We start from the raw sequence: 12905 nt of genomic DNA on the forward strand, positions 1-12905 counted from the left end.
GAAGTTTTTAGCGAAAAAAACCCCCGTGGCTTAAAATCATGTTATAAAACGCCTGCTGACACATATTAGACGATTTTCAATAAGGAAAGAACGCTCACTCGCGCTTGTTTGAATGTTTATTTGAATTTTTTCAAACCCCATTTGATCACATTCTCACAATGCGTTTCTCAAATACACCAAACTAAGAGCGTTTCACACACATGACCCGTGCTTTTTATATCATTTTGGCGGCACAGTTTTTTTCATCGCTGGCCGATAATGCTTTACTCATAGCTTCTATTGCCCTGCTACGCGAGATGCTCGCTGATCGCAGCCAAGAACCGTTGCTCAAAGCTTTTTTTACCGTTTCATACGTGCTTCTCGCACCATTTGTGGGGGCTTTTGCCGACTCTCGCCCCAAAGGCAATGTGATGTTCATCACGAACACCATTAAGGTAATTGGCTGTGCCATCATGCTCTTTGGCATTCATCCCATGTTGGCTTATGCCGTAGTTGGACTGGGTGCTGCGGCTTACTCACCCGCCAAATATGGCATCATCACCGAACTGTTACCAGCTGAAAAACTGGTGGCAGCCAATGGTTGGATGGAAGCGGCAACAATTTTATCCATCATCTTTGGCACGGTTTTGGGTGGCTTTTTGTCCTCCTCTTTTACACATAACTGGTTGATCAACACCTTACCATTCATCACCCTGTCACCAGCCACAACGGCCATTGCGATCATTTGTGGGGTGTATGCTTTTGCTGCCCTGCTTAACCGCATCATTCCTGATACCGGCGTGATTTATGGGAAACAGGCGCACACACCTTGGAAACTCATTAAAGATTTTTGGCAATGCAATCTCATTTTATGGCGCGATAAACTCGGTCAAATCTCATTGGCCATCACCACTTTATTATGGGGGGTGGCAGCGGTCATGCAATTCATTATCTTAGACTGGGCGCAAACAGATTTGGGAAAAACGCTTGAACAGGCGTCGGCCATGCAAGCCTTTGTCGGCGTCGGCAGCACCATTGGCGCATTATTGGCCGCACGTTTTGTTGCGATGCGCCGAGCCACTTCAGTGATTCCAGTCGGCATGTTTATTGGTATTTCATTGATTTCGTTGCTTTGGATTCGCTCAGTTTGGATGGCTTTTCCATTGATGATTGGCATTGGTGCCTTGGCTGGTTTCTTTATCGTGCCCATGAATGCAATGCTTCAGCATCGTGGTTATGTGCTGTTGAGTGCTGGGCATTCCATTGCAGTTCAAAACTTCAATGAAAACTTGAGCATTTTACTCATGTTGTCGGTGTACGCTGGGTTAAAATATTTCCATGTCCCCTTACATACTTCGATCGTCTTTTTTGTTGTTTTAATCACCCTGTTGATGTATTTGTTTTACCGCTGGTATCTGTATAATAAAGTCCATTATAATGCCGACAAACTAATTGAAGAAATTGCCCATCACGATCACACCTGATGTTTTGGGTTGATTTTATTGACACATAAACCACACACACGAACAGAACACCACATGAGCTCTATCGATATTTTATCCTTGATTCGCCAAGTGCCTAATTATCCAAAAGAAGGCATTTTGTTTTACGACATCACGACTGCACTTGAAAACCCTGAAGGTTTGCGTGCCATCATGAAGGGCTTCATTGATCAATACCGAGATCAAAAAATTGATAAAGTCATTGGCACCGAAGCACGTGGCTTCATCTTTGCCCCCACATTGGCCTATGAATTGGGGGCAGGCTTTGTCCCTGTGCGCAAACCAAATAAACTGCCATCGGTCACCATTGGTGTCAATTATGCACTTGAATACGGCACCGATCGCCTTGAGATTCATGCTGATGCCATCAAACCAGGTGAGCGTGTGTTGATTGTGGATGACTTATTGGCGACAGGTGGCACTGCCCATGCCGTAACTCAGCTCGTCACCCAGCTTGGCGGCGAAACCATAGGGTTTGCTTTTTTGCTCGAATTGGATGGCTTGGGCGGGCGTGATAAATTGGCTGGTTTCGATATTTTTTCAATGATGACCGTTCCAGCTTAAAACACCTCCCCCTGTGACGTTGAAATAACCCCACGTCACTCGCTCACCTCTCTGATTGTGCACTCTATGAGCACCACCGCACCATGAGTGCCACACCGCAAAATACCCGTAAAATCATCCACCTTGATGCCGATTGCTTTTATGCAGCAGTGGAAATGCGCGATCACCCCGCATATATTGGACACGCACTCGCCGTGGGTGGGCAAGCTGATCGTCGTGGTGTGATTGCCACTTGTAATTATGAAGCCCGCGCCTTTGGTGTGCGCTCTGCGATGCCCACACGACATGCCCTACGCTTGTGCCCACAACTTATTGTTGTTCCTCCTGATTTTACCCGCTATAAAGCTGCCTCAAAAGCCATATTTGCCATTTACCGTGATTACACCGATTTGGTTGAACCATTGTCTTTGGATGAAGCTTTTTTGGACGTCAGCAACAGCCATCACCATCAAGGCAGCGCCACCCGAATCGCACGTGAAATCCGCGCACGTGTCAAAACAGAGTTAAAACTCATCGTCTCCGCAGGCGTTGCGCCCAATAAGTTTTTAGCAAAAATTGCCAGCGATTGGGATAAGCCCGACGGCCTATTTGTCATTCGACCGCATGAAATTGAGGCTTTTGTTGAGCAGCTCCCCGTTGAACGCCTATTCGGCGTGGGTCCGCGCACCGCCGCCAAAATGCATGCTTTAAATTTAAACAACTGTGCCGATTTGCGCCAACGCGAGTTGCCTTTTTTACGAGAACAGTTTGGCAAGTTGGGCATGCAACTGTATCAACTGTGCCGAGGCATAGACCATCGCAGTGTACACAACAATCACCTTCGCAAATCCATCAGTGTAGAGACCACTTATTTAAACGACTTAAATGGATTTGATGAATGCCTACCGCAGTTAAAAATATTGTATGACGAACTGCTTGAACGAGTAGAAAAAGCCAATGCGTCACAACAAATTAAAAAAGCTTTTGTGAAACTGCGTCTGACCAGCTTTCGGGTCAAAAGTGTCGAACACAACACGTCCCACATTGGATTCGAACAATTTCATGAGTTGCTTAAAACGGCATGTACGCGTCATCAAGAGCCCATACGTTTATTGGGCATTGGCATTCGCCTGCGTGAATCGGATGACCCATTGCAAATGGATTGCTTGTTTAATGAATGATGCGAAGCATTGAACACAAACGATGAGAAACCTTCAAAAAGTAAAAAAGCAGCTCAATGCATTTGAGCTGCTTTTTTACTTACTTTAGGTTATTTTTTTGTTTTGGACTGAATTTTAAGCGGCCACTGGTTGCGGTGCTCGACGTTTAACGACATCAAGTAAACCAGTCGCTGCATCCTCTAAATAGTCAACCACTTTATTAAAAGCATGTTGCTCTTCATAATAAGGATCAGGAACTTCTGCATCATCTGAATTTTGGGCGTAACGCATCACCAATTCAATTTTATGACGGTGTTGCGGAGGCGCCAAATTTTGCAGTTCACGCATATTTTGCCAATCCATGGCCAAGATCATATCAAAATGATCAAAATCCTCTGCGGTGATTTGACGGGCAACTTGACCGATCAAACTATATCCACGAAACGCAGCAGCATGCTGGCTGCGCGAATCAGGTTTTTGACCGACATGGTGATCGCCAGTGCCAGCAGAATCGACCTCAATGCAAGCGGCCAATCCAGATTGTGTGAGTTTTTTCTCAAATACGGCTTGTGCGACAGGTGAACGGCAAACATTACCCATGCACACAAACAAGACCCGAGTTTTCGCCAATTGATGCTCTAACATTTGAAACCCCATTTGTCACAACCTCCATATTTATATTGATGCAAAAAATCGCAATCGCTGCATTCTATCATAAAACAATAAATTATGACAAAAAAACACTCTCAATAAATATGCCCAATGATCAACATTTATCAAGTTGCTTCGACGACTACGAATTAACCCCAAATAAGCGAGATTTAATTTCATGTAATTTATCTCGAGTTTTAGCCGCCTGCTCAAATTCTAAATTCTTAGCAAAATCAAGCATTTGTTTTTCAAGCTTGATCACTTCTTTTGCCAGCTGAGCTTCAGACATTGAGGTGTAATGCGGTTCATTGTCTTTTGGTTGACGTACTTTATCAATTTTTTTCTTACCATCGTTATACACACCATCAATAATGTCTTTGATTTTCTTTTCAATACCTTTAGGTGTAATCCCATTTTCTAAATTAAAACTCAATTGTTTATTGCGTCGACGCTCCGTTTCTCCAATGGCACGTTCCATTGAATTTGTGATCCGATCTGCGTAAAGAATGGCACGACCATTCAAATTCCGTGCTGCACGGCCAATGGTTTGTATCAACGAACGTTCGGATCGTAAAAAACCTTCTTTGTCTGCATCCAAAATCGCCACCAATGAGACCTCAGGAATATCCAAGCCTTCGCGCAGTAAATTAATGCCCACCAGCACATCAAACTCACCCAAGCGCAAATCTCGCAAAATCTCGACGCGCTCCACCGTGTCAATATCAGAATGCAGGTAACGCACACGCACACCGTTTTCACCCAGAAAATCCGTCAAATCTTCAGACATGCGTTTGGTCAACGTGGTGATCAAAACGCGCTCATTTTTCGCTGCACGCAATCGAATTTCGTTTAACACATCATCCACTTGCGTGATAGCAGGTCGGACTTCAATGATGGGATCAACCAATCCTGTCGGGCGCACCACTTGCTCGGCAATTGCATCTGATTTTTCTCGCTCGTAATCGCCAGGGGTTGCTGACACAAACACGGTTTGACGCATTTTGCTTTCAAACTCTTCAAACTTCAATGGGCGGTTGTCCAGTGCGCACGGCAACCGAAAACCATAATCCACTAAATTTTCTTTGCGCGAACGATCTCCTTTGTACATGGCCCCTAATTGCCCAGACAGCACGTGCGACTCGTCCAAAAACATCAAAGCGTCTTTGGGTAAATAATCGATCAACGTGGATGGTGGTGCACCAATGGGTGAGCCTGCAATGTGTCTGGAGTAATTTTCAATGCCTTTGCAAAAACCAATTTGAGACAACATTTCCAAATCAAAACGTGTGCGCTCCTCTAATCGTTGCGCTTCGACCAGGCGACCCTCTGTGTGAAAAAAAGACAACCGCTCGCGCAGCTCGTCTTTAATCGCTTCCACTGCACGCAGTACGGTCGCACGAGGGGTCACATAATGCGATGCAGGATACACAGTAAAACGAGGTAATTTTTGCACAATTTTTCCCGTCAACGGATCAAACAACTGCAACGTTTCAACCTCGTCATCAAACAGCTCCACTCGAACCGCATAATCCGCATTTTCTGCTGGAAAGATATCAATAGTGTCCCCACGCACGCGAAAGGTTCCTCGTGCAAAATCCAGCTCATTGCGATTGTATTGCATGGTTGCCAATTGTTTGATGACATCCCTTTGGCTCATTTTATCGCCCTGACGCAACACCATGATCATCTGATGGTATTCATTCGGATTGCCAATGCCATAAATGCACGATACCGTTCCCACAATGATCACATCGCGCCGCTCAAGCAAGCTTTTGGTCGCAGACAGCCGCATTTGCTCAATGTGCTCGTTGATTGCAGAATCTTTTTCGATGAATAAATCGCGTGACGGCACATAAGCCTCGGGTTGGTAATAATCGTAATATGACACAAAATACTCAACCGCATTGTTCGGGAAAAACTCTCGAAACTCGCTGTACAACTGCGCAGCCAGCGTTTTATTTGGTGCAAGCACTAAAGCGGGTCGCCCTGTCCGTGCAATCACATTTGCCATGGTGTATGTTTTACCCGAACCCGTCACACCCAATAAAGTTTGATAACTTAAACCATCGGTCACCCCATCCACCAACGAGGCAATCGCGGTGGGTTGATCTCCCGCGGGTTCAAAAGGTTGATGAAGCTCATAGGGCGAATTGGGGTAAGTGACAATCATGATTTTTCATTATAAAAGTAGATAATGGAGTATAAATGAAAAAAACCATGCACAACAATTTTTACATTTTGTTCATGTTTGCTCATTCACAAATTGCACTCAAATTGCACTCGCTTTTTACTTACATCCAAAATCCCATGCTAAATTCAATCATTCAGTACACAATTAATAGAGCTGTCTGGAATGGGGTGGAGTTGACAGAATAAGAAATTTCGTCTTTTCTAATCACCTAAATCCCAGTATAATTAAATTTTGCTTTGCAACATTTAACCCGCAACATTACAGAAAGCCCATCATGTTTGAACACGTTGACGTTTACCCTGGCGACCCGATTTTATCGTTGGTTGATACTTTCAAAAAAGACCCACGTGCAGAAAAGGTCAACTTGGGCATTGGCTTGTACTATGATGAAAATGGCATCATTCCTTTGTTGCCATCTGTGGTTAAAGCCGAAACTGATTTGGCTCATCACCTTGAGGCACGTCCTTATTTACCCATGGAAGGTTTGGCCAGCTTCCGTTCAGCGATTCAAAACCTCTTGTTTGGTGAAACCAATGAAGCGGTCGTGAACAAACGCATTGCCACAGTGCAAACCATTGGCGCATCGGGCGCATTGCGCATTGGTGCTGATTTCTTGAAAAAATATTTCCCAACAAGCGACATGTATGTGTCTGACCCCACATGGGATAACCACCGCGCCATTTTTGAAGCAGCGGGTTTTAACGTTAAAACTTATCCATACTACGACGCGGTCACTGGTGGCGTGAAATTTGACGAAATGATTGCTTTTTTCAACACATTGCCTGCGAAATCAGTTGTGTTGTTGCACCCATGCTGCCACAATCCAACAGGCGTCGACATGTCGATCGATCAATGGAAAACCGTGATTGAAGTGGTTAAAGCCCAAGATTTGATCGCTTTCATGGACATCGCCTATCAAGGCTTTGGTGACGGCATCGAAGAAGATGCAGCCGCCATTCGCATGATGGCCGCTGCAGGCGTCAGCTTCTTTGTGTCAAACTCATACTCAAAAAACTTGTCATACTACGGCGAACGCTCGGGTGGTTTGTCTGTGGTCTGTAAAGATGCTGAGGAAGCTGAAACAGTGTTGGGTCAACTCAAATTGACCGTTCGTAAAAACTACTCATCTCCTGCATACCACGTGTCAACCGTAACAGCAGCGGTGATGAACCAACCTGAACTGCGCAGCATGTGGGAAGGTGAAGTGAATGAAATGCGTGAACGCATCAAAGCCATGCGCCAAAAGCTGTATGATGTGTTGACTGCAAAAGTAGCAGGTAAAGATTTCTCGTATTTATTGAAGCAACGTGGCATGTTCAGCTACACCGGTTTAAGTGCCGCTCAAGTGGATCGTTTACGTGAAGAATTCGCAGTGTACATGGTCAAATCAGGCCGTATGTGCGTGGCTGGCTTGAACACCAAAAATGTCGAGCGCGTCGCTGATGCCATGGCAGCGGTCATGGCGTAAGCCAATGATTCATCACAAAAAAGCCTTGCAGATGTGCAAGGCTTTTTTTATTAAAAAACGATTCAGCACACGGCAACGAACGAATATGATACATCAAGCCATTTTTTTTAAAACAATATAAGCAACGAGTGCAGGTACAGAAAAATTCAAAATAAAAAAAGGCAGCTCTTCTATGATCGAGTAGCCATGTTCATTCACACCCACATACATGTGCCAAGCCGCATATGCAAACCAAATGGGGAAAAATAATTTCAATCCACTGGCCAAGCCAGAGCGCCCCCAAATCAACCGTCCAACAACCATTACAGCCGTAAGCACAAAAAAACCAAGCAGCAGTGTCTGCACCGTTGGTGACATATTTCCTCCCTTTTTATTAAAAACACATTCACACATCAATCACAAGTGCACCATCATCAGAGCATACACCCATGATTTACCGCATTAAAAATTTCAGGATTCGTTCGAATCGTTTCCCATAGGGCGGCATCATGAACATCAATGAAGACATTGCAGTCTGATAGAAGACGGGGCGCATTTTAGAAAAAGTCACAAAGCCTTCATGACCGTGGTAATGCCCCATACCGCTCGCCCCCACCCCACCAAAAGGTAAATCATGCTGCGCCACATGGAGCAATGCATCATTGACCGTCACGCCGCCTGACATGACCCTTCTCAGTAGGTTATGGACTTGGGGGGCATCATTTGAAAAAGGATAAAACGCCAAAGGCCTTGGCCGAGCATTGATGGCCTGCACAACCGCATGAACATCCTCAAAACCTTTAATTGGTAAAACAGGACCAAAAATTTCTCGCTGCATCAACTCACAATCATCAGGCGCATTGAGAACAATGTGAGGTGCGATTTTACGAGTACGTGCATCCCATGGCTCACCATCGATCAGCTGAATTAAAGTCGAACCTTTTGACTGAGCATCGGTTAAGGCTTGAGTCAAGCGCATAAACGATTTGTCATCAATGATCGACGAATAGTCGACGGAATGAATGCTTGAATAACGTTGAACCACAATGTTTCTGGCCAACTGGACAAACTCATTGATTTTATGTTCAGGCAAATACGCATAATCCACTGTGGTGCAAATTTGACCTGCATTCAATAGTTTCACGTACATAATCCGCGCCGCTGCCTTATGCAAAGGGAAATCGTCCAATACAACCGCAGGCGACTTGCCTCCAAGCTCCAACGTCACAGGGCAAAGATTTTGTGCCGCTGCCGCCATGACCGCTCGACCTGTTTGACTGGATCCAGTAAACAACAAATGATCAAAAGGTAGTTTTGAAAACTCAATGCCAATACCGCCCTGCTCATCAAAAAATTGAAGCTTTTCTGCAGGAAAATACAATGGTATTTTTTCATTCAGTAACGCAGCCAAATGACGCGAATTTTCTGACATTTTAACCATGGCGCGATTGCCTGCTGCAAAAATCGAAGTCAAAGGCGAAAATGTTAAAAACACAGGGAAATTCCACGGCACAATCACCCCAACAACACCCAAAGGCTGAGGAATCACCCTGTTTCTCGCCCCAGTGAAGGTCATGAAATCAACAGATCGCCGTTGAGGTCGCATCCACTGCTTCAAATGCTTGATCGCATGCTTGATGCCATCCAGCGTTGGCATGATTTCAGTAAACAAGGTTTCATGTCGAGAACGGTGGCCATAATCTCGATCAATGGCGGCAATCATCGCCTCTTGCTGCTCTCGAACAAATCTTTCCAATGTGCGCAAATCATCGATTCTGGATTCATAGCTGGGCTCAGGATTGACCAAGTAAGCACTTTTTTGGCATTCGAGAGCCTCTTGCATGAATTGAAAAGCATGTGACATTATCACCCCATCTCCAATAAACCATTGGCAACACCCGACAGCAACTCAATCGCAACAACATTGAAAACACCGCCAATTACAACTTGACGATAATTTTTAATCAAAATAAATCAAGCATCTACATCAATTACTTCAAGTTCTTTATTTGATTTTTTGCGCGATGATTTAATGTTCAACTCAACCTTTTCATCTTGCAGATTGTAGCTCACCGACACGGAACCTCCATGCACCAACTTACCAAACAGCAACTCATCGGCCAAAGCTCGGCGCACCGTGTCTTGAATCAAACGCGACATAGGGCGTGCCCCCATCAGCGGATCAAAACCAGCTTTTGCCAAATGTTGACGCAAACTATCGGCAAAGTGAATCTCAACTTTTTTCTCATGCAATTGTGACTCCAGTTGCATCAAGAATTTATCCACCACTTGCATAATGATCTGCTCGTCCAAAGCCTTAAACGGTACGATGGCATCCAAACGATTGCGAAACTCTGGGCTGAATGCACGTTTAATTTCTTCCGTGTCATCTTGACTGACACTGGCTTTGGTGAAACCCAAACTGTGTTTTTGGGTCGCACTGGCACCCGCATTGGTGGTCATGATGATGATCACATTACGAAAATCAGCCTGACGCCCATTGTTGTCGGTCAAAGCACCGTGATCCATGACCTGCAACAAGATGTTAAAAATATCTGGATGCGCTTTTTCGATTTCATCCAGCAAAAGCACTGAATGTGGTTTTTTAGTCACTGCATCGGTCAACAAGCCCCCTTGATCAAATCCAACATACCCTGGGGGCGCACCAATCAAACGGCTCACCGCATGGCGTTCCATATACTCAGACATGTCAAAACGAATCAGTTCAATACCGAGAACAAAAGCCAGCTGCTTCGCCAATTCAGTTTTACCCACGCCTGTCGGACCGCTGAATAAAAACGAACCAATCGGGCGGTCCACCTTACCCAAACCTGCACGCGCCATTTTAATGGCAGCAGCCACCGCACTGATGGCATTTTCTTGTCCAAACACCGTCGCTTTCAAATCACGCTCCAAATGCTTGAGCTGCGTGCGGTCATCCGAGTTGATGTTTTTCGGCGGAATGCGAGCAATTTTAGCAATCAACTCCTCAATGTCCACTTTGGTGATGCTTTTTTTGCGCTGCGCTTCAGGCAACACCCGTTGTGCGGCGCCAGCTTCATCAATTAAATCAATGGCCTTATCTGGCAGAAAGCGGTCGTTCATGTATTTGGCTGACAACTCAGCCGCCGCAATGATTGCCGATGATGCATATTTAATGTGGTGATGCGCTTCAAATTGCGCTTTTAAACCTTTTAGAATGGTAATGGTTTGCGCCACAGTCGGCTCAACCACATCAATTTTATGAAAACGACGCGCCAATGCTGCATCTTTTTCAAATACACGGCGATACTCATCGAATGTGGTCGCACCGATGCAGCGCAAGGCACCTGTTGACAATGCAGGTTTAAGCAGATTACCCGCATCCATTGCACTGCTGCCGGTTGCACCCGCACCAATCAGCATGTGAATCTCATCGATGAATAAAATGGCATCTTTTTTCTCGCCCAACTCTTTGACAACATCCTTCAAACGCTGTTCAAAATCGCCGCGATACTTTGTACCTGCCATCAAAGCCCCCATGTCCAAAGCATACACGCGAGCATCTTTCAAGACATCAGGCACTTCACCTTGAACGATTTTCCAAGCCAAACCTTCAGCAATGGCCGTTTTACCCACACCAGCCTCACCCACCAACACGGGATTATTTTTACGACGACGTGACAACACTTGTACGGTTCTAAGAACTTCGGCCTCACGTCCCACCAGTGGATCAAGCTTACCCATCTCGGCCAAACGATTCAGATTCTGCGCATAACGCCCCAAAGCGGTGTCGGCCTCAGCGGACTCCACATCATTTGCAGGCACATCAACCGCCTCTTGATTTTCAAAACCTTTCAGCTCTTCTTGCTTTGGCTCTTTGCGCACACCATGAGCCACATATTGAGTGACGTCCACACGCTCAATGCCTTGTTTGTTTAAAAAGTAAACCGCATGGGAATCCTTCTCACCAAACATGGCCACCAAAGCCTCAACGCCTGTGACTTCTTTTTTCTCATTGCCACTGGACTGAACATGCATAATGGCCCGTTGCATCACACGCTGAAAACCCAATGTTGGTTGTGTATCAACCTCTTCGCTGCCATCCGCCACAGGAATATTCTGCATGATGAAACGAGATAACTCCTCTCGCAATTCAAGAACATTCGCCTCACACGCTTTAAGTACATCCAAAGCCAAAGGGTTATCCAACAATGCGAGCAGAAGATGCTCCAAAGTCAAATACTCATGGCGCGCTTGACGCGCCTCAACAAAAGCCAAATGTAAAGTCACTTCTAAGTCTTGCGCAATCATACACCCTCCATCACGCATTGTAAGGGATGTCCATGTGCACGCGCGTATCGCGCCACACGCACCACCTTGGTTTCAGCCACATCACGAGGATACTCACCGCATACGGCTTTGCCTTCATGATGCACTTTTAGCATAATCTGTTCTGCTTGTTCCAAATTCTTGTAAAAAAATTCGGTCAAAACAGTCACCACAAAATCCATTGGCGTGTAATCGTCATTAAGCAACCACACTTTATATAAAGGCGGTGGCTCAACCACAACTGTGCGCTCTAATTCAAGCACATCCCCATGACCATGATCTTTTTGTTCGCGCACAACGCTTTTTTTACTGCTCATACTTATTTATGTCCCATATTCACTCAAATCATCTGGCTATTCTGCAAAAAAGCGTTTAGCCTCAGCACTCTATTGACTTCATATTAACGCAAAAATGATTTTTTTGCTGCAAACGAAATGTTAAAAAATGGTGAAAGCCCTTTATTTTTGGGCACTTTCGCAGAATTATTCATCAAATGGGGATAAACCTCGTTAAATTCATCGTTTTAACTTGACAAGCAAGGTAAAAGGGACAACAATCATGGGCATGCGTGAACAAAAACGCGCAGAAGTGGTTCTCAAGGCTACACAGATAGGTATATCCTAAAGTTGGCGGAGGATGTTTAATTGGTTTTTTTTAAAAGGATGGCTACGTATTATGGCTACCGGTACAGTAAAATGGTTTAATAATAGCAAGGGTTTTGGCTTCATTACTCCTGATGGCGGCGGCGAAGACTTGTTCGCGCACTTTTCTTCAATCACAATGGACGGTTACAAAACATTGCGTGAAGAACAACGCGTTAGCTTTGACATCGTTGATGGCCCTAAAGGCAAACAAGCTGCAAACATCAAAGAAGCGTAATTCATTGCGATTTTCTTTAAAAAGCCTGAACTTCGGTTCAGGCTTTTTTTATCTAAGTCCAACTGAAACTCAGCTGACAACGTCTATAAAACACCACAAAATTTAATAATACGCAAAAATACTTACTGCATTGCACAAAAAACACCACAAAAATCTCTACACCTGTGGCATAATGCCGTACGTTGTTCAACAACGCTCGTTTCATCGCCCCCAGTTTTTGCTTTGCGCTTATTTGCTATTTT

The 12905-nt window shown here is 45.0% G+C and carries 11 protein-coding genes; 5 read left to right on the forward strand and 6 right to left on the reverse strand.

The window, feature by feature from the left end:
- The first annotated feature begins 200 nt into the window (after window positions 1–200).
- The 3 genes from lplT to dinB all read left to right on the forward strand — a co-directional run bounded on the left by lplT (window position 201) and on the right by dinB (window position 3205).
- Entirely contained in the window at window positions 201–1463 is a 1263-nt protein-coding gene (gene lplT / locus DTO96_RS08045; RefSeq protein ID WP_114563024.1) for a lysophospholipid transporter LplT, read from the forward strand.
- Window positions 1464–1517: 54 nt separating this feature from the next.
- Window positions 1518–2045, forward strand: a complete 528-nt coding sequence (gene apt / locus DTO96_RS08050; protein ID WP_225972460.1) for an adenine phosphoribosyltransferase — start codon at window positions 1518–1520, stop codon at window positions 2043–2045.
- An 83-nt stretch (window positions 2046–2128) separates the two neighbouring features.
- Window positions 2129–3205, forward strand: coding sequence for a DNA polymerase IV (gene dinB / locus DTO96_RS08055; RefSeq protein WP_114563025.1), 1077 nt, complete (start codon window positions 2129–2131; stop codon window positions 3203–3205).
- A 114-nt stretch (window positions 3206–3319) separates the two neighbouring features.
- Here dinB and DTO96_RS08060 read toward each other — a convergent pair whose 3' ends face one another.
- Entirely contained in the window at window positions 3320–3829 is a 510-nt protein-coding gene (locus tag DTO96_RS08060; protein ID WP_114563980.1) for a low molecular weight protein-tyrosine-phosphatase, read from the reverse strand.
- Between the two features lie 148 nt (window positions 3830–3977).
- Window positions 3978–6005: an excinuclease ABC subunit UvrB gene (uvrB, locus tag DTO96_RS08065; RefSeq protein ID WP_114563026.1), complete on the reverse strand. Its 2028-nt coding sequence runs from the start codon at window positions 6003–6005 to the stop codon at window positions 3978–3980.
- A 295-nt stretch (window positions 6006–6300) separates the two neighbouring features.
- On the opposite strand from uvrB, the gene DTO96_RS08070 reads away from it, so the two are divergent.
- The gene (locus DTO96_RS08070) at window positions 6301–7494 is read left to right on the forward strand and encodes an amino acid aminotransferase (RefSeq protein ID WP_114563027.1); all 1194 of its coding nucleotides are present in this window, start codon (window positions 6301–6303) and stop codon (window positions 7492–7494) included.
- Window positions 7495–7587: 93 nt separating this feature from the next.
- Here the strand turns inward: DTO96_RS08070 and DTO96_RS08075 are convergent, their stop codons facing one another.
- The 4 genes from DTO96_RS08075 to clpS form a co-directional block, all read right to left on the reverse strand.
- Complete coding sequence (locus tag DTO96_RS08075) at window positions 7588–7851, reverse strand: hypothetical protein (RefSeq protein ID WP_114563028.1); 264 nt, start codon at window positions 7849–7851, stop codon at window positions 7588–7590.
- Between the two features lie 76 nt (window positions 7852–7927).
- Window positions 7928–9337: a coniferyl aldehyde dehydrogenase gene (locus tag DTO96_RS08080; RefSeq protein WP_114563029.1), complete on the reverse strand. Its 1410-nt coding sequence runs from the start codon at window positions 9335–9337 to the stop codon at window positions 7928–7930.
- Window positions 9338–9447: 110 nt separating this feature from the next.
- Window positions 9448–11766, reverse strand: coding sequence for an ATP-dependent Clp protease ATP-binding subunit ClpA (gene clpA / locus DTO96_RS08085; protein WP_114563030.1), 2319 nt, complete (start codon window positions 11764–11766; stop codon window positions 9448–9450).
- On the reverse strand, window positions 11763–12101 hold the full coding sequence (clpS, locus tag DTO96_RS08090; protein WP_114563031.1) for an ATP-dependent Clp protease adapter ClpS: 339 nt from the start codon (window positions 12099–12101) through the stop codon (window positions 11763–11765). Before clpS ends, clpA begins: the two co-directional genes overlap by 4 nt.
- 358 nt (window positions 12102–12459) lie before the next feature.
- On the opposite strand from clpS, the gene DTO96_RS08095 reads away from it, so the two are divergent.
- Entirely contained in the window at window positions 12460–12663 is a 204-nt protein-coding gene (locus tag DTO96_RS08095; protein ID WP_114563032.1) for a cold-shock protein, read from the forward strand.
- Window positions 12664–12905: the final 242 nt, after the last annotated feature.

The organism is Ephemeroptericola cinctiostellae (genome assembly GCF_003339525.1).
GTDB lineage: Bacteria > Pseudomonadota > Gammaproteobacteria > Burkholderiales > Burkholderiaceae > Hydromonas > Hydromonas cinctiostellae.

Bases quoted from the DNA above. Each gene is read 5' to 3' on its own strand.
- lplT (WP_114563024.1), top strand. From the start codon at position 201: ATGACCCGTGCTTTTTATATCATTTTGGCGGCACAGTTTTTTTCATCG.
- apt (WP_225972460.1), top strand. From the start codon at position 1,518: ATGAGCTCTATCGATATTTTATCCTTGATTCGCCAAGTGCCTAATTAT.
- dinB (WP_114563025.1), top strand. From the start codon at position 2,129: ATGAGTGCCACACCGCAAAATACCCGTAAAATCATCCACCTTGATGCC.
- DTO96_RS08060 (WP_114563980.1), bottom strand. From the start codon at position 3,829: ATGTTAGAGCATCAATTGGCGAAAACTCGGGTCTTGTTTGTGTGCATG.
- uvrB (WP_114563026.1), bottom strand. From the start codon at position 6,005: ATGATTGTCACTTACCCCAATTCGCCCTATGAGCTTCATCAACCTTTT.
- DTO96_RS08070 (WP_114563027.1), top strand. From the start codon at position 6,301: ATGTTTGAACACGTTGACGTTTACCCTGGCGACCCGATTTTATCGTTG.
- DTO96_RS08075 (WP_114563028.1), bottom strand. From the start codon at position 7,851: ATGTCACCAACGGTGCAGACACTGCTGCTTGGTTTTTTTGTGCTTACG.
- DTO96_RS08080 (WP_114563029.1), bottom strand. From the start codon at position 9,337: ATGTCACATGCTTTTCAATTCATGCAAGAGGCTCTCGAATGCCAAAAA.
- clpA (WP_114563030.1), bottom strand. From the start codon at position 11,766: ATGATTGCGCAAGACTTAGAAGTGACTTTACATTTGGCTTTTGTTGAG.
- clpS (WP_114563031.1), bottom strand. From the start codon at position 12,101: ATGAGCAGTAAAAAAAGCGTTGTGCGCGAACAAAAAGATCATGGTCAT.
- DTO96_RS08095 (WP_114563032.1), top strand. From the start codon at position 12,460: ATGGCTACCGGTACAGTAAAATGGTTTAATAATAGCAAGGGTTTTGGC.